22 protein-coding genes and 1 pseudogene are annotated in these 22,389 nt (G+C 72.3%); 5 read left to right on the top strand and 18 right to left on the bottom strand.

Annotated features, from left to right (window positions below; genetic code table 11):
* Window positions 1–33: 33 nt before the first annotated feature.
* The 3 genes from ACH4VO_RS23345 (at window position 34) to ACH4VO_RS23335 (ending at window position 2,575) form a co-directional block, all read left to right on the top strand.
* A complete protein-coding gene (locus tag ACH4VO_RS23345; protein WP_360990365.1) occupies window positions 34–582 on the top strand; it encodes a DUF1697 domain-containing protein in 549 nt (182 codons plus the stop codon).
* Window positions 575–964 carry a nuclear transport factor 2 family protein gene (locus ACH4VO_RS23340; protein ID WP_360990368.1) on the top strand — a complete coding sequence of 130 codons (390 nt, stop codon included), beginning with the start codon at window positions 575–577 and terminating at the stop codon, window positions 962–964. The genes ACH4VO_RS23345 and ACH4VO_RS23340 overlap by 8 nt, the downstream gene beginning before the upstream one ends.
* Before the next feature lie 693 nt (window positions 965–1,657).
* On the top strand, window positions 1,658–2,575 hold the full coding sequence (locus ACH4VO_RS23335) for a S1 family peptidase (RefSeq protein WP_360990568.1): 918 nt from the start codon (window positions 1,658–1,660) through the stop codon (window positions 2,573–2,575).
* A gap of 238 nt (window positions 2,576–2,813) precedes the next feature.
* Here ACH4VO_RS23335 and ACH4VO_RS23330 read toward each other — a convergent pair whose 3' ends face one another.
* The 14 genes from ACH4VO_RS23330 to ACH4VO_RS23265 form a co-directional block, all read right to left on the bottom strand.
* Window positions 2,814–3,584 (bottom strand): CbiX/SirB N-terminal domain-containing protein, encoded by a 771-nt coding sequence (locus tag ACH4VO_RS23330; RefSeq protein WP_360990370.1) that lies wholly within the window; start codon window positions 3,582–3,584, stop codon window positions 2,814–2,816.
* Between the two features lie 6 nt (window positions 3,585–3,590).
* Window positions 3,591–4,469 carry an ABC transporter permease gene (locus ACH4VO_RS23325; protein WP_360990373.1) on the bottom strand — a complete coding sequence of 293 codons (879 nt, stop codon included), beginning with the start codon at window positions 4,467–4,469 and terminating at the stop codon, window positions 3,591–3,593.
* On the bottom strand, window positions 4,456–5,247 hold the full coding sequence (locus tag ACH4VO_RS23320; RefSeq protein WP_360990376.1) for an ABC transporter ATP-binding protein: 792 nt from the start codon (window positions 5,245–5,247) through the stop codon (window positions 4,456–4,458). The genes ACH4VO_RS23325 and ACH4VO_RS23320 overlap by 14 nt, the downstream gene beginning before the upstream one ends.
* A 52-nt stretch (window positions 5,248–5,299) precedes the next feature.
* Window positions 5,300–6,409, bottom strand: coding sequence for an aliphatic sulfonate ABC transporter substrate-binding protein (locus tag ACH4VO_RS23315; protein WP_360990378.1), 1,110 nt, complete (start codon window positions 6,407–6,409; stop codon window positions 5,300–5,302).
* Window positions 6,410–6,634: 225 nt separating this feature from the next.
* Window positions 6,635–7,975 (bottom strand): GTP-binding protein, encoded by a 1,341-nt coding sequence (locus tag ACH4VO_RS23310; protein WP_360990381.1) that lies wholly within the window; start codon window positions 7,973–7,975, stop codon window positions 6,635–6,637.
* Between the two features lie 184 nt (window positions 7,976–8,159).
* Window positions 8,160–9,095 carry a sulfate adenylyltransferase subunit CysD gene (gene cysD / locus ACH4VO_RS23305; protein WP_360990384.1) on the bottom strand — a complete coding sequence of 312 codons (936 nt, stop codon included), beginning with the start codon at window positions 9,093–9,095 and terminating at the stop codon, window positions 8,160–8,162.
* Window positions 9,092–9,637: an adenylyl-sulfate kinase gene (gene cysC / locus ACH4VO_RS23300; protein WP_398441291.1), complete on the bottom strand. Its 546-nt coding sequence runs from the start codon at window positions 9,635–9,637 to the stop codon at window positions 9,092–9,094. The genes cysD and cysC overlap by 4 nt, the downstream gene beginning before the upstream one ends.
* 23 nt (window positions 9,638–9,660) lie before the next feature.
* Window positions 9,661–10,377 carry a phosphoadenylyl-sulfate reductase gene (locus ACH4VO_RS23295; RefSeq protein ID WP_360990390.1) on the bottom strand — a complete coding sequence of 239 codons (717 nt, stop codon included), beginning with the start codon at window positions 10,375–10,377 and terminating at the stop codon, window positions 9,661–9,663.
* Window positions 10,374–10,553, bottom strand: a complete 180-nt coding sequence (locus ACH4VO_RS23290; RefSeq protein WP_360990392.1) for a hypothetical protein — start codon at window positions 10,551–10,553, stop codon at window positions 10,374–10,376. The genes ACH4VO_RS23295 and ACH4VO_RS23290 overlap by 4 nt, the downstream gene beginning before the upstream one ends.
* Window positions 10,550–12,247: a nitrite/sulfite reductase gene (locus tag ACH4VO_RS23285; RefSeq protein ID WP_360990395.1), complete on the bottom strand. Its 1,698-nt coding sequence runs from the start codon at window positions 12,245–12,247 to the stop codon at window positions 10,550–10,552. Before ACH4VO_RS23285 ends, ACH4VO_RS23290 begins: the two co-directional genes overlap by 4 nt.
* Window positions 12,248–12,363: 116 nt before the next feature.
* Window positions 12,364–12,447 carry a putative leader peptide gene (locus ACH4VO_RS23280; RefSeq protein WP_310591794.1) on the bottom strand — a complete coding sequence of 28 codons (84 nt, stop codon included), beginning with the start codon at window positions 12,445–12,447 and terminating at the stop codon, window positions 12,364–12,366.
* 120 nt (window positions 12,448–12,567) lie between these two features.
* On the bottom strand, window positions 12,568–13,203 hold the full coding sequence (locus tag ACH4VO_RS23275; protein ID WP_360990399.1) for a GNAT family N-acetyltransferase: 636 nt from the start codon (window positions 13,201–13,203) through the stop codon (window positions 12,568–12,570).
* 208 nt (window positions 13,204–13,411) lie between these two features.
* Window positions 13,412–14,734, bottom strand: coding sequence for a GAF domain-containing protein (locus ACH4VO_RS23270; RefSeq protein ID WP_360990402.1), 1,323 nt, complete (start codon window positions 14,732–14,734; stop codon window positions 13,412–13,414).
* Between the two features lie 274 nt (window positions 14,735–15,008).
* Window positions 15,009–16,646 (bottom strand): acyl-CoA dehydrogenase family protein, encoded by a 1,638-nt coding sequence (locus ACH4VO_RS23265; RefSeq protein WP_360990405.1) that lies wholly within the window; start codon window positions 16,644–16,646, stop codon window positions 15,009–15,011.
* A 17-nt stretch (window positions 16,647–16,663) separates the two neighbouring features.
* Between ACH4VO_RS23265 and ACH4VO_RS23260 the strand changes: the two genes are divergently transcribed.
* Window positions 16,664–17,881 carry a YihY/virulence factor BrkB family protein gene (locus ACH4VO_RS23260; protein WP_360990408.1) on the top strand — a complete coding sequence of 406 codons (1,218 nt, stop codon included), beginning with the start codon at window positions 16,664–16,666 and terminating at the stop codon, window positions 17,879–17,881.
* Window positions 17,882–17,898: 17 nt separating this feature from the next.
* Window positions 17,899–18,671: pseudogene (locus tag ACH4VO_RS23255) on the top strand (DUF6597 domain-containing transcriptional factor).
* Here ACH4VO_RS23255 and ACH4VO_RS23250 read toward each other — a convergent pair.
* The 4 genes from ACH4VO_RS23250 to ACH4VO_RS23235 form a co-directional block, all read right to left on the bottom strand.
* On the bottom strand, window positions 18,611–19,003 hold the full coding sequence (locus tag ACH4VO_RS23250) for a VOC family protein (RefSeq protein ID WP_360990411.1): 393 nt from the start codon (window positions 19,001–19,003) through the stop codon (window positions 18,611–18,613). The pseudogene ACH4VO_RS23255 and the gene ACH4VO_RS23250 sit on opposite strands and share 61 nt — an antisense overlap.
* A gap of 242 nt (window positions 19,004–19,245) precedes the next feature.
* A complete protein-coding gene (locus ACH4VO_RS23245) occupies window positions 19,246–20,775 on the bottom strand; it encodes a 3-hydroxyacyl-CoA dehydrogenase (protein WP_360990414.1) in 1,530 nt (509 codons plus the stop codon).
* Between the two features lie 151 nt (window positions 20,776–20,926).
* Window positions 20,927–21,526, bottom strand: coding sequence for a dihydrofolate reductase family protein (locus ACH4VO_RS23240; protein WP_360990417.1), 600 nt, complete (start codon window positions 21,524–21,526; stop codon window positions 20,927–20,929).
* On the bottom strand, window positions 21,523–22,377 hold the full coding sequence (locus tag ACH4VO_RS23235; protein ID WP_360990420.1) for a metalloregulator ArsR/SmtB family transcription factor: 855 nt from the start codon (window positions 22,375–22,377) through the stop codon (window positions 21,523–21,525). Before ACH4VO_RS23235 ends, ACH4VO_RS23240 begins: the two co-directional genes overlap by 4 nt.
* Between the last annotated feature and the right edge of the window lie 12 nt (window positions 22,378–22,389).

Raw genomic sequence — 22,389 nt, 5'->3', positions numbered from 1 at the left:
CCAGGGCTTACGGGAAGCCCCTAGGGTGGGGTCATGAGCACGATGTACGCGGCGCTGCTGCGCGGGATCAATGTCAGCGGTCACCGGAGAGTCCCCATGGCGGAACTCCGCACGCTGCTCGCGGAACTGGGGCACGGCGACGTGGCCACCCACCTGCAGAGCGGGAACGCGGTGTTCACCAGCGCGTCGCACGACGAGGACGCGCTGTGCGCCGAGTTGGAGCGGGCGATCGAGGCGCGGTTCGGGTTCCCGGTCGACTGCCTGGTCCGCTCGGGTGCCTACCTGGCGGCCGTCGCCGAGGCCTGTCCGTTCCCGGCCGCCGAACTCGAGGGCCGGCAGCTGCACGCCACCTTCTTCGACAAGCCTGTCGACGCCGCCCGCTTCGCCGCCCTCGACGCGGCCGCTTTCCGCCCCGAGGAGTTCCGCGTCGGCGAACGGGTGCTCTATCTGTACGCCCCGGAAGGACTGGGCCGCTCGAAGCTGGCCGAAGCCCTGGGGCGTCCCGCCCTCACGCGCGGGCTGGTCGCCACCAGCCGCAACTGGAACACCGTCGCGAGACTCGTGGAGATGACGCATGGCTGAGCGATCGCCCGCCGTGGCCGCAGCCGTCGAGGGTGAGCTCCGCCTCCTCGATCCGGTGGTGCGGGCATCGGCGGAGGCGCTGTCGGCCATGCTCCACCCCGACTTCCGGGAGATCGGTACGAGCGGCAGGCTCTGGGAGCGGGACTCGATCATCGCCGCGCTCACCACGCCCGACCCCGGCGCACCGCGCCCCGGCCCGTTGACCGCTTCCCGGATGCGGGGCGAGCAGCTTGCTGCGGATCTGGTGCACCTCACCTTCGACACGGAGTCCAGGGGATCGCGCTCACACCGCAGTTCGCTCTGGCGGCTGACGGGGAACGACTGGCTGCTCTACTTCCACCAGGCCACGCCGTTCGTCGACGATCCGTTCGCCGAGGTCTGACGGCGCCGGACAGCCGGAGAGCCGGCCCCGGCGGGCTGTGAGCCCGCACCGCGGGCCTGCGGTCCGATCGACCGCCCGCCCCGCGCGCTTCCGACCCGTGCGCACCCGCCCGCACGCACCCGCACGATACGCATCCCCCTCGGCGTGGACCGACCTGTGCCGATGCCGACGGGTCCGCTCAGCACAGGCGGGCTGTGGCCGCAAGGGCGCGGCCCCGGCCGATCCGGTCTCCGGCAGCGGCCGGTTCCTGCCGGAAGGAATGATTCCGGCCAGGGGCGGAGGGTCGGATGTTTCAGTCGAAAGCCGACCGAACGGACGGTTCACCGTCGCCTTGCGCCCGGGGGCCGGGGAGCCGGTGTCCACCTCGACAGGTGCCGGGCGGGCGTGTGTGGACGCGACGTCCGGTGGGCGCGGTCCAGGTCCGGCCCATCCTTCGCGATTTGCTGCAACGCATGACCGCCGTGGGTCCGGTGGGCGGAGGCCGACATCCGGGGGTCGCCCAGCCGCCCGCCGGAGTTCACCTTCCGTCCTCTTCCGCCGGTCCGGAAGGCGACCTTGTCAGCAGGCCAAGCGGAGTCAAGGATTCACGTCGTGCGGTTGGCAGGTCCACGACCAGTACCACTGGCCGGGGACAGCCGCACCCGCGGCCCGCCCACCCAGCGGGTCGTCACACCCCCCTTCATGGAGGAACTTGTGACCTTCAAGCGCTTCGCCCCCCTCGGCTCCCTCTCCAGACGTGCACGGCTCATCGCCGCGACCTCCGGTCTGGTCACCGCCGTCGCGCTTGCGGCACCGACCGCGGTCGCCCAGGCCACACCCGACACCACCGTGACGAAGGCCGAGCTGGCGAGTGCCAGCTCCGCCGTACGCGGTGCCGACATCGCGGGTACCGCCTGGTACACCGACGCGAAGACCGGCAAGGTCGTCGTGACCGTCGACAGCACGGTCTCCGCCGCCGAGGTCGCCACGATCAAGAAGTCGGTCACCGACTCCGGCGCCAAGGTCGACGTCAACCGCACCCCGGGCACCTTCAACAAGCTCATCGCGGGCGGCCAGGCCATCTACGCGGGCGGCGGCCGCTGCTCCCTGGGCTTCAACGTCCGCAGCGGGACCACGTACTACGCGCTGACCGCCGGCCACTGCACGGAGATCGGCAGCACCTGGTACACCAACTCCGGGCAGACCAGCACCCTCGGCACCCGGGCGGGCAGCAGCTTCCCCGGTAACGACTACGGGCTCATCCGCCACTCCAACTCCGCCAACGCGGACGGCCGGGTCTCCCTCTACAACGGCAGCTACCAGGACATCACCTCGGCCGGCAACCCCTCGGTCGGCCAGGCGGTGAAGCGCAGCGGTTCCACGACCGGCGTGCACAGCGGTACGGTCACCGGTCTCAACGCCACGGTGAACTACGGCGGCGGCGACATCGTCTACGGCCTGATCCAGACCAACGTCTGCGCCGAGCCCGGTGACAGCGGCGGCTCCCTCTTCGCGGGCAGCACGGCGCTGGGCCTGACCTCGGGCGGCAGCGGCAACTGCTCCAGCGGCGGCACCACGTTCTTCCAGCCCGTCACCGAGGCACTGAGCGCCTACGGCGTCAGCGTCTTCTAGGCACACGCGTCACGGGCCCCGGGCCCGACGGCGGGCCGCGCTCCCCGAGCGCGGCCCGCTTCCGCGTGTACGCCCCCGGTTCACGGGGACACGACGGTGTGGTTCGGCCCCCTCCCGCGGTCCGTGCCGCGCGGGCAGGAGGGGCACGGCACGGATGGCCGGTCACCGGACTTCTCCGAGCGCACCCGCACCGGCACCTCGGCCGCGGCTGACGGGCCGTCCCGGCGGACCGGCCGGCTCACGCGCTCAGCGTGGTGGGCCTCTCCGCCGCGGCGCACGCCTCGTCGTACCGGTCCGCCACCAGCCTGGCCAGCCCGGACGACGGCCCCAGCACCCCGGCCAGGACGTCGGCCCCGGCCTCTGCCGCGCCCGCAGCGATCCGGTCGGGGAGACGGCCCGGCGCGATGACGTACGGGGCGACCGCCACCCGGTGCACGCCCTCGGCACGCAGGGCCCGTGCCACGTCGGCGGTGCGCGGGAGGCCGCCGGGAGCCACCGCGGAGGCGAACGCAGGCCGCACGGCGCACCAACCGGTGTGCCGCAGCTCCCGCGCGATGTCAGCGATCACTGCGATCGCCTCCGGGTCCGTGGAGCCCGCCGCGGCCAGGACGAGGCCGGTCGAGCTCTTGTCGGCGGGGGAGAGGCCCGCCTCGTACAACCGCCGCTCCAGCGCCGCGTTCAGGATCGGGGAGGGGCCGAGTACGCCGGCCTGCCGGATCCGCAGCCTCGGCAGCCGGGCCCGCGCCTCCCGCAGCACCGAGGGGATGTCCGACGTGGCGTGGAAGGCCCGGGTGAGCAGCAGCGGCAGCGCGACGACCTCGTCCGCCCCCTCGGCGGCCAGGCGTTCCAGCACCCCCGGCACCGACGGGGCGCTGAACTCGAGGAAGCCCGTCTCCACGCGCAGCCCGGGCCGCAGCGACCGTACCCGCGCGGTGAGCGCGTGCACGGTCGCCGCGTGCCGTGGGTCGCGGCTGCCGTGGGCGACGACGAGGAGGACGGGACGGGTCATGGCGTCTCAGCTCCTGACGAGGAGACCGCGGCTGCGCAGGACCCGCCGCTCCAGCGGACTGAAGATCAGCAGATCGATGGCGATACCGACGAACAGGATGAGCAGGATCGCCAGGAAGATCCCCGGCATGTCGAAGTTGTTCCGGCCGTTCTCCAGCAACTGTCCCAGCCCCAGGCCCAGGTCGGGCGAGGAGGCGATGATCTCGGCGGCCATGAGCGAGCGCCAGGAGAACGCCCAGCCCTGCTTGAGGCCCGCGAGGTAACCGGGCAGCGACGCCGGCAGGACGATGTGGATCGTCCCGCGCAGCCCCGTCGCCCCGATGGTGCGGCCCGCACGCAGGAACAGCGGCGGCACCTGGTCGACGCCCGAGACCAGCCCGTTGGCGACGGACGGCACCGCGCCGAGCAGGATCACCGCGTACATGGTCCGGTCGTCGAGCCCCAGCCAGATGATGGCCGGCGCCACCCACGCCACGGACGGCAGGGACTGCAGCCCGGACAGGATCGGGCCGATCGCCGCCCGGATCACCTTCACCCGCGCCACCAGCAGACCCAGCGGGGTGCCGAGGGCGACGGCCATCAGGAAGCCGAGCAGGCCGCGCGACACACTGGTCCAGACGACTTCGAGCAGTGTGCCCTGCAGCCACATGTCCGTGAGACTGCGCCAGACCTCGGCCGGCGGCGGCAGCTTGTAGTCGTCGGTGACCTCCGCCCAGACCAGCAGCTGCCAGACGAGGACGACCAGGACGACGGCGGCGACCGGCGGCAGGACCTTCCGGGTCAGGATCTCGCGCAGGGGTATCCGGCGCACCTGGACGGCGTCGAGCGCGTCCAGACCCGCTTCGAGGCCCGCCAGGTCGTCGGCCTTCGTGTCAGTGCTGGCCATGGCGGCGGATCTCCCCACGCAGTTGTTCGGTGATCTCGACGGACAGTTCCGCCACGGCGGTGTCCTCGATGCGGCGCGGCTGCTCGATGCCGACCGTCCACTCCTGGGCGATCCGGCCGGGCCGCGAGGACAGCAGGACGACCCGCTGCGCGAGCCGTACCGCCTCGCGCACGTTGTGGGTGACGAAGAGCACCGACGCGTTCGTCTCGTGCCAGATACGGGTGAGTTCGTCGTGCAGGACATCGCGCGTGATGGCGTCGAGTGCCGCGAACGGCTCGTCCATCAGCAGGAGGCGGCTGTCCTGGGCGAGCGCGCGGGCCATCGCCACGCGCTGGCGCATCCCGCCCGAGAGTTCGTGCACCCGCTTCCCGTGCGCCCCGCCGAGGCGTACGAGTTCGAGTAGCCGCTCCGCCTCCGTGCGGCGGTCCGCCTTGGGCATACCGCGCATGCGCAGGGCCAGTTCGATGTTCTTCCCCGCGGTCAGCCACGGGAAGAGGGCGTGCTCCTGGAACATCAGGGCCGGCCGCCCGCCGGGGGTCTCGATGGACCCCGCGGTGGGGCGGTCGAGCCCGGCCACCAGGTTGAGGAGCGTGGACTTGCCGCATCCGGACGCTCCCAGGAGGGTGACGAACTCGCCGGGAGCGACATCGAGCGTGATGTCGTCCAGGACGAGCTGCTGTCCCGTGGGTCCGGCGAAGGACTTGGAGACGTGCGTGATGCGGGCGGCGTGCTCGACCGCTGCACGGTCCTCGGCCTCGGTGAGGGTGGTGGTCGCCATGGTCGTCACCTCCTGGGGAATCGTCAGGAATCCTGGGTGCGGGTCGGGTGGGCTACTTGACGCCGAGACCGGCGTCGCCGACCGCGGGCCGCCCCGCGGCCTTGAGGATCTTGTTCAGCGGCTTCAGGTCGTAGATGCCCGCGAGGTCGGGCTTCTCCAGCAGGCCCGCCTCGACCGCGTGGTCCGCCTGTGCCTGGAGCGTGGCGGCCAGCGGGTCGTCCGTGACGCGGATGGACTTCCACGCCGGGTCGAGGACGTCGGCGGACAGGGCCTTGCCGTTCAGCTTCTCCAGCGCGGTGTTGGCCGAGGCCTTCGCCTCGTCCGGGTGGGCGTTGATCCACTTGTTGGTGTTCACGGTGCCGCGCAGCACCGCCTCCACGACGTCCGGGTGTGCGGAGAGGAACTTCTGCGACACGATGATGTTCGTGATGACGAACTTGTCGTCCGGCCACAACGTCGACTCGTCGAGCAGGACCTTGCCGCCCTCGGCGACCAGCTTGGAAGCGGTCGGCTCCGGGACCCAGGCGCCGTCCAGCGAACCCGCCTTGAAGGCGTCCGGGGTCACCTTGTTGTCCGAACGGACCACGGAGACGTCGCCCTTGCCGCTCTGGGCGTCGACCTTCCAGCCCTTCTCGGAGATCCAGTTGAGGAACGCCACGTCCTGGGTGTTCCCGAGCTGCGGGGTGGCGATCCTCTTCCCCTTGAGATCCTCCGGAGTCCTGATCTTCTTCGGGTTCACGACGAGCTTCACGCCGCCCGAAGCCGAACCGCCGATGATGCGCAGGCTCTGGCCCTTGGACTTCGCGTACCCGTTGATCGAGGGGGAGGGGCCGATGAAGCCGATGTCGATCGCACCCGCGTTGAGCGCCTCGATCTCGGAGGGCCCGGCGTTGAACGTCGAGGGCTTGACCGTGGTGCCGCCCAGTTCCTCGGCGATGATGCCCTTCTGGATGCCGACCAGGGCGGTGGCGTGCGTGAGGTTCGGGAAGTACCCGATCTTCACGGTGTCCGAGGACAGCTTCTTCCCGTCGGCGGAGACGCTCTCGGTGTCGTCGTCCTTCGCCTGGGAGCCGTAACCGCACGCGGTGAGCGCGACGGCGAGCAGCGGCAGGGCCGCGACAGCGGCGAGGCTGCGGCGAAGGCTGGTACGGGGGGCATGCACGGGAGGCTTTCCTCTCGTCGGCCCGGTGCTCACGTCCCCCTGGGACGGGGGGTCGCGGCCGGGTGGGCGGCGGGTCTTCGTCTGGACGGGCGGTGCGGGCGGGCGCGCAGGCAGTGCGCGTACGTCAACACGCACATCGCCCGACCCCGCCCAGGCCTCCCCCGAGGGCGCCGCTGCCGACCCGGCCGCCCTCCTTCGCGAAGGTCGAGAAGACGTCCGTACGCATCAGAAGTCCCACTCCGCGTCCTCGGCCGCGCCCGCGTTCCCGGCGCCGTCGGCGGCGGCGGTGAACGAGGCGCCCGCCATGCCGGCCGTCAGCGTCGTGCCGTCCGCGGGGTCGATCAGGAGGAAGGAGCCGGTGCGCCGGGAGGCCGCGTAGTCGTCGAGCGCGAGCGGCTCGGCGGTACGCACCACGACCCGGCCGATGTCGTTGGCGACGAGCCGGCCGGGTGCCGGGTGCTGGGAGAGGTCGTCCAGAGTGAGCCGGGAGGGGATGTCCTTGACGATCGCCTTGACCGTGCGGGTGGTGTGCTTGAGGAGTACCCGCTGACCCACGGTGAGCGGCTGGTCGGCCACGTGGCAGACGGTCGCCTCGACGTCCTGGGTGGTCCGCGGGGCGTCGTCGCCCGGTGCGATCAGGTCGCCGCGGGAGATGTCCAGGTCGTCGGTGAGCCGCAGGGTCACCGACTGCGGCGCCCAGGCGACGCGCACGCTCTCGCCCAGGGCGTCGATCCCGGCGATCGTCGACGTGCGGCCCGAGGGCAGGACGGTGACGGGCTCGCCGACGCGCAGCACCCCGGAGGCGATCTGCCCGGCGTACCCGCGGTAGTCGGGGTGCTCGGCGGTCTGCGGGCGGATGACGTACTGGACGGGGAAGCGGGCGGGGCACTGGGTCAGGTCGTGGCCGGCCGGCACGGTCTCCAGGTGCTCCAGCACCGTCGGGCCGCCGTACCAGTCCATGTTCGCCGACGGGTCCACCACGTTGTCGCCGGCCAGCGCCGAGATCGGGATGGCGGTGATCTCCGGGACGCCCAGGGAGGCGGCGTACGCGGTGAACTCCTCGGCGATCGCGGCGAACACCGGCTCCGCGTACTCCACGAGGTCCATCTTGTTGACGGCGAGGACGACGTGGGGGACGCGCAGGAGCGCGGCGACGGCGGCGTGGCGGCGGGTCTGTTCGACGACGCCGTTGCGGGCGTCGACGAGGACGACGGCCAGCTCCGCCGTGGAGGCGCCGGTGACCATGTTCCGGGTGTACTGCACGTGCCCCGGGGTGTCGGCCAGGATGAACCGGCGCCGCGGGGTGGCGAAGTAGCGGTACGCCACGTCGATGGTGATGCCCTGCTCGCGCTCGGCGCGCAGTCCGTCGGTCAGCAGCGCGAGGTCGGGCGTCGCCTGGCCCCGGTTGCGGGAGGCGTGGGCGACGGCTTCGAGTTGGTCGGTGAGGACCGACTTGGAGTCGTGCAGGAGGCGCCCGACGAGGGTGGACTTGCCGTCGTCGACGGACCCGGCGGTGGCGAAGCGCAGCAGGGTGGTGGCCGAGAGCTGCTCGGTGGTGGTGGTCATGGCGGGCCTCTCGTGCGGTTCAGGCCGGGTCGGGGAGCGGGGTCCGGTGGCGGGGGCGCCTCCTTTGCCGGTCAGGCGGTGGGGGAGCCGTCCGGGGAGGGCGAGGGGGCCGGCGGGGGCGGCCGGCGCGGTGGGACGGGGTGCGGGTCCGTGCCGCGCCCGGCCCGGTCCGCGCGAGCATCCCTCAGAAGTACCCCTCGCGCTTGCGGTCCTCCATCGCGGCCTCGGACATCTTGTCGTCGGCGCGGGTCGCGCCCCGCTCGGTGAGCCGGGAGGCGGCGATCTCGGTGATCACGGCGTCCAGGGTGGTGGCGTCGGAGTCGACCGCGCCGGTGCAGGACATGTCGCCGACGGTGCGGTAGCGCACCAGGCGCGTCTCGACCGTCTCGTGCTCCTTGGGGCCGCCCCAGTCACCGGCGGTGAGCCACATGCCGGAGCGGTTGAAGACCTCGCGCTCGTGGGCGAAGTAGATCTCCGGGAGTTCGATGCCCTCGCGCTCGATGTACTGCCAGACGTCGAGTTCGGTCCAGTTGGAGATCGGGAAGACGCGCACGTGCTCGCCGGGTGCGTGGCGGCCGTTGTAGAGCTGCCACAGCTCGGGGCGCTGGCGGCGGGGGTCCCACTGGGAGAACTCGTCGCGCAGCGAGAAGACGCGCTCCTTGGCGCGGGCCTTCTCCTCGTCGCGGCGTCCGCCGCCGAAGACGGCGTCGAAGCGGTGCTGCTGGATGGCCTCGGTGAGGGGGACGGTCTGCAGCGGGTTGCGGGTGCCGTCGGGACGCTCGCGCAGGGTGCCGGCGTCGATGTAGTCCTGGACGGAGGCCACGTGCAGGCGCAGTCCGTGCTTCTCGACGGTGCGGTCGCGGTAGGCGAGGACCTCGGGGAAATTGTGCCCGGTGTCCACGTGCAGCAGCGTGAAGGGCACGGGCGCCGGGGCGAACGCCTTCAGCGCGAGGTGCAGCATCAGGATCGAGTCCTTGCCGCCGGAGAAGAGGATCACCGGCCGCTCGAACTCACCCGCCACCTCACGGAAGATGTGCACCGCCTCGGACTCCAGGGAATCCAGGTGGCTGAGCGCGTACGGGTGGTCGGTGCCTTCCGGCACGGTGGCGACGGTGGTCACGCCAGGCCCCTCTCGGTGAGCAGCGCGTGAAGCGCCGCCGCGGACTCCTGCACGGTCTGGCGGTGTGACTCGATCCGCAGATCCGGCGCCTCGGGGGCCTCGTAGGGGTCGTCGACCCCGGTGAGACCGCTGAGCTCGCCCGCCGCCTGCTTGGCGTACAGCCCCTTCACGTCGCGCTCGGAACACACCTCGACCGGCGTCGCGACGTGCACCTCCAGATACGCGGTGTCCTCGGCCCGGTGCCGCTCGCGCACCGCGGCACGGCTGTCGGCGTACGGGGCGATGACCGGGACGAGCGCCTTGACCCCGTTGGCCGCCAGCAGTCCGGCGACAAAACCGATCCGCTGGACGTTGGTGTGCCGGTCCTCGCGGGAGAAGCCGAGACCCGCGGAGAGGAACTCCCGGATCTCGTCACCGTCCAGGACCTCGACCCGGTGCCCGTCACCGCGCAGCCGGCCCGCGAGTTCGTAGGCGATGGTGGTCTTGCCGGCGCTCGGCAGACCGGTGAGCCAGACGGTGGCCCCCGTCTCCGTCACGCTCATCGATATCTCCTGATCAGTCGTCATCAGCCGTGCAGCCCGCATTCGGTCTTGCCGCGCCCGGCCCAGCGGCCGGCCCGGGCGTCCTCGCCCTCCAGCACCCGCCGGGTGCAGGGCGCGCAGCCGACGGAGGCGTAACCGTCCATCAGCAGGGGGTTGGTCAGGACGCCGTGCTCGGCGACGTAGGCGTCCACGTCGTCCTGGCTCCAGCGGGCGATCGGCGAGACCTTGACCTTGCGGCGCTTGGCATCCCAGCCGACGACGGGGGTGTTCGCCCGGGTGGGGGACTCGTCGCGGCGCAGCCCGGTCGCCCAGGCGGCGTACGCGGTCAGGCCCTCCTCCAGCGGCTTCACCTTGCGCAGGGCGCAGCACAGGTCGGGGTCGCGGTCGTGCAGCTTCGGCCCGTACGCGGCGTCCTGCTCGGCCACCGACTGACGTGGGGTCAGGGTGATGACCTGGACGTCCATCACGGCCTCCACCGCGTCCCGCGTCCCGATGGTCTCGGGGAAGTGGTAGCCGGTGTCGAGGAAGACCACGTCGACGCCGGGCAGGGCGCGAGAGGCGAGGTGCGCGACGACCGCGTCCTCCATGGAGGAGGTGACGCAGAACTTCTTGCCGAAGGTGCCGGTGGCCCAGGTGAGGATCTCGAGGGCGGAGGCGTTCTCCAGATCGCGGCCTGCCTGTCCGGCGAGCTCCTCCAGGGCCTCGGCGGTGTACTCCGCGGCGGTCGGCGTGTCCGTCATGTCCCGTCCCCTTCTGCCTGGTCGCGCCGGAGTCCGTGGGCCAGCAGGCCCAGGAACCGAAGCTGGAAAGCACGGTTGCAGGAAGCGCATTCCCAGGCGCCGTGCCCGGCCTCGTGGGGGCGCAGGTCCTCGTCGCCGCAGTACGGGCAGTAGAACGGCGCGGCTCGTCCGCTCATGACAACGACTCCGCACCGGCCCGGGCGGCCCACGTGGCGAAGCGCTCGCCGTCCTCGCGCTCCTCCTGGAACCTGCCGAGCACCCGCTCCACGTAGTCGGGCAGTTCGGCCGAGGTGACCTTCAGCCCGCGGACCTTGCGGCCGAAGCCGGCCTCCAGCCCGAGCGCGCCGCCGAGGTGTACCTGGTAGCCCTCGACCTGCTCGCCGTTCTCGTCCAGCATCAGCTGGCCCTTGAGGCCGATGTCCGCCGTCTGGATGCGGGCGCAGGCGTTGGGGCAGCCGTTGATGTTGATGGTCAGCGGCTCCTCGAAGTCCGGCAGGCGGCGCTCCAGTTCGTCGATGAGAGCGGCTCCGCGCGCCTTCGTCTCGACGATCGCGAGCTTGCAGAACTCGATGCCGGTGCAGGCCATCGTGCCGCGCCGGAACGGTGAGGGCTTCACCTGGAAGTCCAGGGCCTCCAGGCCGGCGGACAGCGACTCCACCCGGTCCTGCTCGACGTCGAGGATGATCATCTTCTGTTCGACGGTGGTCCGCACCCGGCCCGAGCCGTGCGACTCCGCCAGTTCCGCGATCTTGGCGAGGGTGGATCCGTCCACCCGCCCGACGCGCGGGGCGAACCCCACGTAGAAGCGGCCGTCCTGCTGCCGGTGGACCCCGATGTGGTCGCGCCAGCGCGACGAGGGTTCGGCGGGGGCCGGGCCGTCGAGCAGCGGACGCTTCAGGTACTCGTCCTCCAGCACCTGCCGGAACCTGGCGACGCCCCAGTCGGCGACCAGGAACTTCAGCCGGGCGCGGTTGCGCAGCCGGCGGTAGCCGTAGTCCCGGAAGATGCCCACGACCCCGGCCCAGACGTCGGCGACCTCGTCCAACGGCACCCAGGCACCGAGGCGTTCGGCCAGGCGCGGGTTGGTGGAGAGTCCGCCGCCGACCCACAGGTCGAAGCCCGGTCCGTGCTCGGGGTGCTCGACGCCGACGAAGGCGATGTCGTTGATCTCGTGCACCACGTCCTGCACGGGCGAGCCGGAGATCGCGGTCTTGAACTTGCGCGGCAGGTTGGAGAACTCCGGGCTGCCGATGTAGCGGGCGTGGATCTCCTCGAGCGCCGGGGTCCCGTCGATGATCTCGTCCGCGGCGATGCCCGCCACCGGCGATCCAATCATCGTGCGCGGGCAGTCGCCGCAGGCCTCCGTGGTGGAGAGGCCGACCGCCTCCAGCTTCTCCCAGATCGCGGGGACGTCCTCGATGCGGATCCAGTGCATCTGGACGTTCTGCCGGTCGGTGATGTCGGCCGTGCCACGGGCGTACTGTTGGGAGATCTCGCCGATCACGCGGAGCTGAGCGGTCGTCAGCCTCCCGCCGTCGATCCGCACCCGCATCATGAAGTACGAGTCCTCGAGCTCCTCCGGCTCCAGGACCGCGGTCTTGCCGCCGTCGATGCCGGCCCGGCGCTGCGTGTAGAGGCCCCACCACCGCATGCGCCCGCGCAGGTCGTTGGGGTCGATCGAGTCGAAACCGCGCTTGGAGTAGATCGTCTCGATGCGTGTCCGCACGTTGAGACTGTCGTCGTCCTTCTTGAACTGCTCGTTCCCGTTGAGGGGGGTGAAGTGACCCATGGCCCACTGACCTTCGCCACGGTGCCGTCCGGCCTTGCGTCGGGGCGTGGCGGTAGCAGGCTGTTCCGGGGTGGCGGCCATGACAAGTACGTCCTTCGGGACTGCAGGAGGGCGGCTCTGAACTGCACACTCGCGTCAGGCGCGGCGGTGCGCAGGAAAGATGGTGGAGCAGGGGAGCGCGGCGGTGCCGGCGACTCTCAGCGGGCCGGACAGATGGCGCTGGACATGCGGCCGAGGTCGACGTGCCGCCGACTCACCAAGGCAATTCCAGTTCCGGACATGACGGAAGCGTGGCACGCGCCTCTCCGGGCAGTCCACCACGATCCATCATGTGGACTTGATGGTCCCGAAATGTGAGACGCTGTGGCCTCCGTCACGCCCGGACGGCCGACAAAGCGGGCTCAATCGGTGTGCGGACCGGGGTACGCGCCCGGCCAGGGGCCGGGACTGTCCACGAGGGGTTCCCGCTCGGTCCTGGTGTCGAAGAGCCGGAATCCGCGGCGCAGGTAGTTGTCCATGGCGTGCGGACCGTCGTCGGAGCAGGTGTGCACCCACACCCGCTCGGTCGGTGTCACGCCCGGATGGCGATCGGCCAGGTCCCAGGCGCGCGCCACTCCGTACGAGAGGAGGTGGCCGCCGATCCGGCGCCCCCGGAAGGCGGGGATCAGCCCGAAGTAGCCGATCTCGACCACCCCGCCCTCCTGGGCGTCGAGTTCGATGTACCCGGCCGGGGTGCCGTCCTCGTACGCCACCCACGTCTCGGCGCCCGGCCGCTCCAGGATCTCCTGCCACTCGGCGTAGGTCAGGCCCAGGCGGTCGGTCCAGCGGATGTCTCCGCCGACCGCCGTGTACAGGAAGCGGCTGAACTCCGGGAGCGGTGTCCGCGACCGTACGATCCGCACGTCACCGGGGGCGGCGGCCGGGCGCAGGTCGGTGGGCGCGGTCTGCTCCAGGGACCAGATCGTCACCTCGGAGGTCTCCGCCCGCGGGGGCGCGGCCTCGGGGGCGGGATCGGTGGGACGCGTGAGGTTGCTCATGACCGCCAGCGAACCATGCCGCCGTCCCGCGCCCAAACCGGACCCCGCCGGGCCCGTTCCGCCCGCGGCGCGCACCCCGGTCGGCATGGTGCGGGTCCGGCGGCCGCCTGTGGAGCGTTTTGCGGTCGGCATGGTGCGGGTGGCCCGCCCGTGGCGCGTATGCCGGTCGGAGCGGGACCGGAGCCGGCTGGAGCGGTGGGCCCCTGGCTCACCCCCGGCCGGGACGGGCCGGACCCGGTCGGAGAGGCCCGCCCGCGGTGCGCGCCCCGACCACCACCGGAGCCGTCGAGCGCGGCAGGAGATCGGCCGGCACGGCGGGGAGGACCACCTCCACCTCGACCCCCTCGCCGAAGCGGTACGGGCGGTGCGCGAGCACCTCCGCGAGATGGCGCCGCATCCGCGAGATCTCCGCCCGCACCGTCACGGTCCGGGTCGGATCACCGAAGACGTCCTGGGCCAGCTCGGCGGCGGTGCGCCCCTCCCGGTGCAGGGCCAGCGCGTACAGCAGCTCCGCATGGCGGGGCGAGAGCTGCCGCGTCCACGTCCCCACCGGGCCGGCCACATGGACGGCGAGCCCCCGCTCCCGGCTCAGGTCCAGCACGACCCGGCGCGGCGGCGCCTCCGAGGGGTCGTCGGCGACCCGCACCAGCCAGCCGCCGGGCAGCGGCTCCACCTCGCACATGCCGAGTGAGGCCAGCCAGACCCGGCCGGGCCGCAGGGACTTGGGCAGCGGCAGTCGGCTGATGGGCGGCATCCCGCTGACGGCGGCCGGCCAGCCGTGCGTGTCCACCGCCAGGGCGCGCCCGCCCAGCCGACACAGGATCGGGGCGGCCACCGACCGCAGCTGCTCGACGGCCATCAGATGCCTGTTGCGCAGCTCGCTCTCGGCGAGCGCCGCGACCGAGCCGACCAGCGCCATCGTCGCGGGGTGGAAGGTGGACGCGGGTCCCGTGACGTCGACGATGCCCATCAGCCGGCCGTCGCGGGGATCGCGCACCGGCGCCGCCGCACAGGTCCAGTTGTGCAGCGCGCGCACGAAGTGCTCCGCGGAGTGGACCTGGACGGGGGTGCGGGTCGCGAGGGCGGTCCCGATGGCGTTGGTGCCGGTCACCGCCTCCTCCCAGGCGGCCCCCTCCTCCAGGCAGATGTCCTTGGCCAGGCGCATCACCCCGGCGTGCCCCTGCCGCCACAGCACCCGCCCCTCGTCGTCGGTGACGACCATGATCTGCCGGGCCGCGTCGACGATCGTCGCCAGCCCGTCCCGCAGCAGCGGCATGACCTCGCCCAGCGCGGAACTGCGGCGCCGTTGCTCGATCTCGTCGGTCTCCAGCAGCCGGCTCTCCAGGGACTGCTCGGGGCGGACACCGCTGCGCAGCACCCGGTCCCAGGACGCGTCGATCTCCGCGCGCGGGGCCTGCGCCGTGCGCTCGCCCGCCAGGCGGGCGTCGCGGACGCCGTGGAGCCGGCGTGCGTTCGCGGCCGAGTACGGGGCGAGGGCCGCCCCCGGCGCCGCGACAGAGCCTCTTTCCATGTCGGGTCCCCCCATCGAGCGTGGGCCCGGCCCGGAAGGGAAGCACCGGCCCGGGGGCCATCCTGCCGTGTCGGCACCGCCGCCGCCGCGCACTCCACACAATGGTTGCAACCCCGTGCAACTCTGGTGACGCGCCCCGGGAGCGTACGAGAGTGTCGTAACACCGTGCGGCGGGGCCTCGACCCCACCGGGCGGTGGCGCACAAGCGTGGAGGGTGGTGCCGTGTCGGCGCAGCACCACCCTCCGTCGTTTGTACGGGCCGGTCCTGCCGGTCCTACCGGTCCTGCGCCCGTGCCCGCTCCACGACCGAGGCCAGGTCCAGGCTGTGCGGCAGCGTCCCGAAGGCGGAGCCCCAGTCCCCGCCCAGCCGGGACGCGCAGAACGCGTCGGCGACCTCCGGCGGCGCCCAGCGCAGCAGCAGCGATCCCTGCAGCACCAGGGCCATCCGCTCCACGAGCCGCCGGGCCCGCGCCTCGACGGCCTCCAGGTCCGCGAGCTCCGTCAGCAGGTCCGTGACCGCCGCGTCGAACCGGTGGTCCGCGCCGCGGGCCTTCCCGACCTCCCGCAGGTACGCGTCCAGCGCCTGCGGCTCGCGCCGCAGCGCCCGCAGCACATCGAGCGCCTGTACGTTGCCCGAGCCCTCCCAGATCGAGTTGAGGGGCGCCTCGCGCAGCAGCCGGGGCATCCCGGACTCCTCGACGTAGCCGTTGCCGCCCAGGCACTCCAGCGCCTCGCCCACCACCGCGCCGCACCGCTTCGTCACCCAGTACTTCGCGGCCGGCACGGCGATCCGCAGGAAGGCCCGCTCCTCCTCGGTGTCCGCGTCGTACGCGGCGGCCAGCCGCAGCGCGAGCGTGGTCGCCGCCTCCGACTCCAGGGCCAGGTCGGCCAGTACGTTGCGCATCAGCGGCTTCTCGATCAGCAGCCCGCCGAACGCGCTGCGGTAGGCGCTGTGGTGGATCGCCTGGGCCACCGCCTGCCGCATCAGCGCGGCCGAACCCACCACGCAGTCCAGCCGGGTCGCCGCCACCATCTCGATGATGGTGCGCACCCCGCGCCCTTCCTCGCCGACCCGGCGGGCCCAGGTGCCGTCGAACTCCACCTCGCCGGAGGCGTTCGACCGGTTGCCCAGTTTGTCCTTGAGGCGCTGGATCGCGAACACGTTGCGGGAGCCGTCCGGCAGGACACGGGGTACGAGGAAACAGGTCAGCCCGCCCGGAGCCTGCGCCAGCACCAGGAACCCGTCCGACATGGGCGCCGAACAGAACCACTTGTGCCCGGTGAGCAGGTACTCCCCGTCGCCGGCCAGCGGTTCGGCCCGCGTGGTGTTGGACCGCACGTCCGTGCCGCCCTGCTTCTCCGTCATGCCCATCCCGAAGAGCGCCCCGGCCTTCTGCGACGCCGGCCGGAGCCCCTCCTCGTACACGTGGGAGGTCAACAGCGGCTCCCACTCGGCGGCCAGCGCCGGGTCGGTCCGCAGCGCGGGGACCGCGGCGTGCGTCATGGACAGCGGGCAGCCGTGGCCCGCTTCGGCCTGTGTCCACACCAGGAAGCCGGCCGCCCGCCGGACGTGCCCGGCCGGCCGTCCCCAGGCGTCGGTCAGGCCGGCCGAGACCGCGTGCCCGAGCAGCCGGTGCCAGGCGGGGTGGAACTCGACTTCGTCGAGGCGGTGCCCGTAGCGGTCGTGGGTACGCAGCTTCGGCGGGTTCTCGTTCGCCTGCGCACCCCACGTCTGGGCCTGGGCGGAGCCGGCGGACCGTCCGAGCGTCTCGAGTTCGCCGCGCGCCTCGTCGACGAGGTCCGGCCCGGTGTGCCGTTCGACGGCCTCCGTCAGCACCCGGTCGCTCGCGAAGACGTCATAGCCGACCAGCGGCGGAACCTGGTTGGTCACTGTGTGGGTGGTTGCTGCCATGCCGATACGGTAAGGACGTGCAGGCAGCAAATGAAACACCCGAGCGGCCACCGGGTCGCCTCCACCGGGCTCGAGTCCTCTACCGCAACGTGTCCAAGCGGCAGATGGCGTGGCAATTGCTCAAGGACACGGTCAATTCGTGCATCGAGTACCGCATCCTGGGACTCGCCGCCGAAGCGGCGTTCTTCACCCTGCTGTCCCTGCCTCCGCTGCTGCTCGGCCTGATCGGGCTGCTCGGCTACGTCGACGACTGGACGTCCACCACGACCGTCGCCTCCATCGAGCGGAACATCCTGGACGCGGTGCAGACCGTGCTGTCCGAGCGCGGCGTGAACGACATCGCCAAACCGCTCATGGACGACGTCACCACCGGCGCCCGGCCCGACGTCATCTCGATCGGGTTCGCGATCGCGCTGTGGTCGGGCTCCCGCGCGGTGAACGTCTTCATCGACACCATCACCGTGATGTACGGGCTCGACGGGCACCGCGGCATCGTCAAGACCCGGCTGCTGGCCTTCCTGCTGTACGTCGTCGCGCTGCTGCTGGGAGCGGTGGTGCTACCGCTGCTGGTGGTCGGCCCCGACCGGGTCGTGGAGTTCGTCCCCTGGGGCACCGAGGTCCTCGCCGTCCTGTACTGGCCCCTGGTCATCGTGCTGACCATCGCGTTCCTGACGACCCTCTACCACGTGTCCGTCCCCGTCCGTTCGCCGTGGATGGAGGACGTTCCCGGCGCGCTGGTGGCGCTGGCGATGTGGGTGGTGGGCAGCTTCCTGCTCCGGATCTACCTGACGAGCACGGTCGAGGGGCCCACCATCTACGGCTCGCTGGCCGCCCCGATCGCCGTCCTGCTCTGGATAGGCATCTCCGCCTTCGCCGTGCTGGTGGGCGCCGCGGTGAACGCCGCGATCGACCGCGTGTGGCCGTCGCTGGCCACGGCCGCCGCCCGCGCGGCCACCGAGCGGGCCAGGGCGGCGCAGGCCGCCGAACTCGTGGCCCGCGCCCAGGCGGCGAACTGGGACGCCTGGGCGGACGATGAGGACGACGACGTGTACATGCCCTCCGAGTTCCCGGAACGCTGGTCCCGGTTCCTGCCCCCGGACGACGTGAGGTCCCGGCTGCACGCGATCCGCGAGAAGGACCCCAGGGACACCGGCGACACCAAGGGTGCCAAGAACAGCGGCGACCCCAAGGACCCCAAGGACACCGGCGACCCCGAGGACACCGGGGACCAGTGACCCGTAGCGTGGAGCCCATGGGAGGCGCGCACTACGGGGAACGGGCATCGGCCTTCGCCGGTGCCACCGTCTGGACGTTGAGCGGGACCCCCGACCCGGCGCGGCAGGTGCTCCCCGACGGCTGCATGGACCTGATCGCGGCAGGCGGCCGACTGCTGGTGGCAGGCCCCGACACCCACGCGTTCACCCCCTCCGGCACGGGTGGTGGACCCTGCGCCGGGATCCGCTTCGCACCCGGCACCGCGCCCGCGCTCCTCGGCGTACCGGCCCACGAACTGCGCGACCGGCGGGTCGCCCTCGACGCACTCTGGCCGGGTCCGGAGGTCCGCAGGCTCACGGAGCGCATCGAGGGGGCCGCCGACCCGGCGTCGGCCCTGGAGAACCTCGCCCTGCGCAGAGCCGCCGGCGCTCAGCCGCCCGACCCGCTCATGGCGCGCGTCGCCGCCCTGCTGCGGCAGGGCGGCTCCGTCACCGCCACCGCACACGCCGTGGGCCTCGGCACCCGCCAGCTGCGCCGCCGCTCCCTCACCGCGTTCGGCTACGGACCGAAGACCTTGGCCAGGGTCCTGCGGTTGCAGCGCGCCCTGGCCCTCGTACGGGCGGGGACGCCGTACGCCGAGGCAGCCTGCGCCGCGGGCTGCACCGACCAGGCCCACCTGGCCCGGGAGATGCGGGACCTGGCCGGCACGACGCTCGGCGGCTACCTGGCGGAACGGGCCTGACCCCGTCCTACGACGTGGGGGCGAAGAGCGAGACCGCGCAGCCGTCCGGGTCCAGGACGATCGCGTAGCGCTGGCCCCACACGGCGTCCCAGGGCTTCAGGTGGCCGCGGTAGCCGGCCCCGGTCAGGTCCGCGTAGACGGCGTCCACCTCCGCCGGGCTGTCGCAGAGAAACGCGAGCCCGAGCCGCTCACCGCCCTTCGGCCCGGTCCAGTCCGGGTCGAAGGAGCGGACCACGTCCTCCGTGTCCCACAGCAGGCGCTGACCGCCGGGGAGGGCCACTTCGACATGGGGTGCGGTCTCGGCGCCGGCGGGGATGTCGAGCCCGAGCCGGCGGTAGAAGGCGAGCGAGGCGGCCAGGTCCGCCGTGGTGACGGAGAAAGCGTCGAGTCGTGGAGTCATGCACCGAACGTAGACGGGCGCCCGCGCCCGGGTCTTGTACGAAACGGTCACGGGCCATGACCCGGCCGGATCAGTGCCCAGGGCCCACTCGCCGCCCGGGAGCCTGTCGCGTGGCCGGGATGCGCGGGACAGCCCAGCCTCGCCCGGAGCCCGTTGCGTCGCCCTGTGTCCGCCACGCGGCCCGGCGCGCACCGGCCACCCGGCGCCCGCCGCGTGGCCGGTGCGCGCCGGGTTCCGGCCGGTTACCGGTCGACGCAGGCCTCGGGTGCGGTACCCGGGGCCGTCAGCGCGAGGCCGAGCTGCGCCCGTTCGGTGAGCCAGCGGGTCGGACGGTGGCGCGGGTCGCCGGTCGTGGCGTGCAGGGCCCGCTGCAGCTCCAGCATCCGGGCGGCGCCGACCCGGTCGCCCCAGGCCAGTGGCCCGGCGGGGTAGCCGAGGCCGGTCGTCACAGCCAGGTCGATGTCCGCCGGCGTGGCGAGCGAGCGTTCCGCGATCGAGGCGGCGACCGACACCACCGAGGCCAGCAGCCGCTGCGCCACCGAGCCCGCCGTGTCCCGCACCACGGACACGGCGTACGGCTTCTCGCCGTCCGCCGCCCGGGCCAGTACGGCGCGGGCGTCCCGCGCGGCGGCCGGGTCGGCCGCCGGCGTCACCGCGAGGACCCGGCGGCGGCCCGTCGCGGGCAATGGGTCCACCCCGAAGGTGCGTTCGGCGGGGAGCCCTTGGGCGGCCACGGCGGCGGCCGCGGTGGTGCCCCACACCGGGACCAGGACGAGAGCGGTGGGGGAGGGGAGTCTGCCGCCCTCGACGGCGGCCCCGGAGGCGGCCAGTGCCTCCCGCAGCGCGTCGTCGCCGCCCGCCACGAACACCGGCCGGTCCGCGTCGCCGGTCACCGGCGCCTCCGCGGGGACGCCGTGCGCCTCGGAGCCGTACGCGAACCATCCCCGCCCGGTCTTGCGGCCGTGCAGGCCCGCCGTCACCCGGTTCGGGGTGAGGTAGGAGGGGCGGAGCCGGTCCTCGTGGCGGAAGCCCTGCCAGATCGAGTCGATCACCGCCGCCGTCACGTCGAGGCCCGTGAGGTCCATCAGCTCGAACGGCCCCATCCGCAGCCCCAGTACGTCCCGGGCGATGCGGTCGATGTCCGCCGGGTCCGCGACCGACTCCTCCAGCAGGGCCAGCGCCTCGGTCACCAGCCCGCGCCCTGCGTGGTTGACCAGGAAGCCCGGGGTGTCGGCGACCGTGACCGCGCGGTGGCCACAGCTCTCGACCAGCGCGGTGAGGGCCGGCGGGATCTCCGGACGGGTGGCGGCGCCCGGCACGACCTCGACGATCCGCATCAGCGGCACGGGGTTGAAGAAGTGCAGCCCTGCCAGCCGCGTCGGATCGCCCAGCGTGGCGGCGATCCGGGTCACCGACAGGGAGGAGGTGTTGGTCGCGAAGACCGTGGAGGCCGGCAGGACCTGCTCCAGCTTCCCGAACACCTCGGCCTTGGTGTCCAGGTCCTCCCGTACGGCCTCGACGACGAGTTCGACGTCCGGGCCCGGTGCCCAGGGGTCGTCCAGCGGGATCAGCCGCTCCAGCGCCGCGGCGCGGTCCCCGGCGGTCATCCGGCCCTTGGCCACCGCGCGCTCCAGCATGGACCGTACGAAGTCCACGGCCTCGGCCACCGCCTCCGTGCGGACGTCGCACAGCTCGACGGTGTGTCCGGCGCTCGCCGCCCACTGGGCGATGCCGCGGCCCATGGCTCCGGCGCCGACGATCCTGATACGCATGGCGGTTGGGTTCCTCTCGCAGGTGTGCGGTACGTGTCAGCGAAGATAGACGCGATCGGGTTCGACGTCCTCACGCAGGAGCCGCAGCTCCGCGGCGGTCGGCGGGGGCACGGTCCCGACCGCCTCGCCCGCTGAGTGCTGATCTGCCGGATCAGCGCACTCGGTCGTAGACCATGGCGATCTCGCCCAGATCGCCGGTCTCCTGATGGGCGAGCTTCCACTTCGAGCTCGGCAGGCCATCGTCGAACAGCCGCTGCCCGCCCCCGACGATCTCGGGGAGGATCATGAGATACAGCCGGTCCACCAGGTCTGCCGAGAGAAGCGCCTTGATGACGCTGGCGCTGCTGTTGACGAGAATGTCGCCCTCGCCGGTGGCCTTGAGGTCAGCGACGACATCCGCAGCGGGGGCGTTCACCACCCGGCTGTGTTCCCACGACGCCTCGGTCAGGGTGGTCGAGAAGACCACCTTTTCTGTGTCGACCAGCCACTTCGCATATCCACGATCACGCGGATCGGCGTTCTCGTCCGCGGCGACCGACGGCCAGTACCCCAGGAATCCCTCAGCGTTCACCCTGCCCAGCAGTGCCGTCGTCGCGCCCTCCCAGATGCGGGCGAGGTGGTTTCGCGCGACCTCAGTGGTCACGTACGGGGCGAACGCACTGAAATCGTTGGCCCCGCCGGGACCGTTGTAACGCCCATCGAGGCTGAGAGCCAGGTTTGCGGTCACCCTGCGGTCGGTCGAGTGGGTCATTTCGCGCTCCTTGTATCGGTGCGGTCGGTGTCGTGCGGGTCTGCGGCGAGGGCCGCCACGAGTTTGTCGAGGCTCTGGCCGAAGCCGATTTCGATGCCTGCGATGAAGTCGGCGGAGTGGACCGTGCTGTCGGTGATCCGCCAGTGGGCGTCGAGGTCCGTGCCGGTATCGGTGGGCTTCAGGGCAAGGTCGACGTGAGCGGTGAACGCGATTCCCCCATCGGGAAGCACGGGAGAAAGCCGGTAGCTGAGACGCTCACCGGGGCGCACGTCCTCGACGACTCCCTCCGCGCGACCGGCGACCAGGTCAGAGCCGTCGGCGTCCTCGACGTCGCGGTATTCATGGACGATCCGTCCACCCGGTCGCGCCTCGAAGGCGAGCTCGGAGACGCGAAGGTCGTCCGGCGTCCACCAGCGGGCGAGCAGGGGTGCCTCGGTGAGGTGGCGCCAGACCAGCTCGGGGCTCCCCGTCAGCGACCGGTGGAACCTGAACGAGCGGCCGTTGGCCCACCCTGGCTCCTCCGCGGCAAACCGCTCGGCGCGGAGGCTGAGCCCGTAGCGGTCGTAGGTCGAGCGCGAGCCACCGACCTGGTCCGCAGTGTCGGCCAGTCGGTTCAGCTCAGCTGCAAGGTCCCGCAGGGAGGCGGGCTGAAGCGCGTAGATACGGCGCTGGCCGGTGCGCTGCGAGGTGACGATGCCTGCACGTTCAAGGGTCTGCAGGTGCTTGGTCGTCTGCGGTTGGCGCGCCTCAGCGAGATGGGCAAGAACGCCGACCGGGCGGGGCCGCTCGGCCAGCAGTCTCACGAGCCGCCAGCGGGTCGGGTCTGCCAGTGCGGTGAGGAGTGCATCCATGGACACAATCAT

This window comes from Streptomyces sp. NPDC020780 (assembly GCF_044334475.1).
Classification (GTDB): domain Bacteria; phylum Actinomycetota; class Actinomycetes; order Streptomycetales; family Streptomycetaceae; genus Streptomyces.
This window is presented reverse-complemented; position numbering and strand designations above follow the sequence as displayed.

Excerpts from the sequence above, each read along its gene's own strand:
- ACH4VO_RS23345 (WP_360990365.1), top strand. The coding sequence starts at position 34 with ATGAGCACGATGTACGCGGCGCTGCTGCGCGGGATCAATGTCAGCGGT.
- ACH4VO_RS23340 (WP_360990368.1), top strand. The coding sequence starts at position 575 with ATGGCTGAGCGATCGCCCGCCGTGGCCGCAGCCGTCGAGGGTGAGCTC.
- ACH4VO_RS23330 (WP_360990370.1), bottom strand. The coding sequence starts at position 3,584 with ATGACCCGTCCCGTCCTCCTCGTCGTCGCCCACGGCAGCCGCGACCCA.
- ACH4VO_RS23325 (WP_360990373.1), bottom strand. The coding sequence starts at position 4,469 with ATGGCCAGCACTGACACGAAGGCCGACGACCTGGCGGGCCTCGAAGCG.
- ACH4VO_RS23320 (WP_360990376.1), bottom strand. The coding sequence starts at position 5,247 with ATGGCGACCACCACCCTCACCGAGGCCGAGGACCGTGCAGCGGTCGAG.
- ACH4VO_RS23310 (WP_360990381.1), bottom strand. The coding sequence starts at position 7,975 with ATGACCACCACCACCGAGCAGCTCTCGGCCACCACCCTGCTGCGCTTC.
- cysC (WP_398441291.1), bottom strand. The coding sequence starts at position 9,637 with ATGAGCGTGACGGAGACGGGGGCCACCGTCTGGCTCACCGGTCTGCCG.
- ACH4VO_RS23295 (WP_360990390.1), bottom strand. The coding sequence starts at position 10,377 with ATGACGGACACGCCGACCGCCGCGGAGTACACCGCCGAGGCCCTGGAG.
- ACH4VO_RS23290 (WP_360990392.1), bottom strand. The coding sequence starts at position 10,553 with ATGAGCGGACGAGCCGCGCCGTTCTACTGCCCGTACTGCGGCGACGAG.
- ACH4VO_RS23285 (WP_360990395.1), bottom strand. The coding sequence starts at position 12,247 with ATGGCCGCCACCCCGGAACAGCCTGCTACCGCCACGCCCCGACGCAAG.
- ACH4VO_RS23280 (WP_310591794.1), bottom strand. The coding sequence starts at position 12,447 with ATGTCCGGAACTGGAATTGCCTTGGTGAGTCGGCGGCACGTCGACCTC.
- ACH4VO_RS23275 (WP_360990399.1), bottom strand. The coding sequence starts at position 13,203 with ATGAGCAACCTCACGCGTCCCACCGATCCCGCCCCCGAGGCCGCGCCC.
- ACH4VO_RS23270 (WP_360990402.1), bottom strand. The coding sequence starts at position 14,734 with ATGGAAAGAGGCTCTGTCGCGGCGCCGGGGGCGGCCCTCGCCCCGTAC.
- ACH4VO_RS23265 (WP_360990405.1), bottom strand. The coding sequence starts at position 16,646 with ATGGCAGCAACCACCCACACAGTGACCAACCAGGTTCCGCCGCTGGTC.
- ACH4VO_RS23250 (WP_360990411.1), bottom strand. The coding sequence starts at position 19,003 with ATGACTCCACGACTCGACGCTTTCTCCGTCACCACGGCGGACCTGGCC.
- ACH4VO_RS23245 (WP_360990414.1), bottom strand. The coding sequence starts at position 20,775 with ATGCGTATCAGGATCGTCGGCGCCGGAGCCATGGGCCGCGGCATCGCC.
- ACH4VO_RS23240 (WP_360990417.1), bottom strand. The coding sequence starts at position 21,526 with ATGACCCACTCGACCGACCGCAGGGTGACCGCAAACCTGGCTCTCAGC.
- ACH4VO_RS23235 (WP_360990420.1), bottom strand. The coding sequence starts at position 22,377 with ATGGATGCACTCCTCACCGCACTGGCAGACCCGACCCGCTGGCGGCTC.